This is a genomic window from Gilliamella sp. G0441 (assembly GCF_050589305.1).
Classification (GTDB): Bacteria; Pseudomonadota; Gammaproteobacteria; order Enterobacterales; family Orbaceae; genus Gilliamella.
Genome location: NZ_JBNRJF010000046.1, coordinates 1 through 579 on the forward strand (window position 1 = coordinate 1; position 579 = coordinate 579).

Sequence of the window (579 nt, forward strand, 5' to 3'; positions counted from 1 at the left end):
TTTAAATTTTTAAATGTATTATCTGATTCTGAATTTATTTTGGAAAATGTGCTGTACATAATTTAATGTTTAATCCTTGATATGAATAATTACGGCTATCAACAAAAAGATGAAAGGTAAATTATTATGAATAAAGGTTTTTATCGTATTGTTTTTAATCGAGTTCGAGGGATGTTTGTTGTTGTGTCTGATATTGCCCAATCAAATCACGTTGTAGTCAGCAAGGGGCAGCAAGGCAAGTGTATTCATATCAAAAATGATTCAATGAAGACTGCTCAATCTTATCTATTAAAGCCGTTAGTTTTTTTATCCTATGTAGCATTAGGGCTGGTTAGTATGACTGGCGTCAGTTACGCAAATAATATCGTTGTCGATCAAAAAGCCAATCAAGCTCAACAACCAACAATTCAAGGTTTACCAAACGGCGTGACACAAATCGATATTGCCGCACCAACAAAAGGGGGCGTATCCCACAATAAATATACGCAATTTGACGTTTCAAAAAACGGTGTCATTTTGAATAACTCCCCAAACGGCAGTAAAACGCAATTAGCGGGTAATATTAATGGTAATGCATCA

Annotated in this window: 1 protein-coding gene; it reads left to right on the forward strand. The window is 34.5% G+C overall.

Features of this window, described 5'->3' with window-relative positions; all coding sequences use genetic code 11:
* Positions 1-126 precede the first annotated feature (126 nt).
* On the forward strand, positions 127-579 hold a 453-nt coding region (locus tag ACKJXD_RS11955), incomplete at its 3' end, for an ESPR-type extended signal peptide-containing protein (RefSeq protein WP_430876423.1).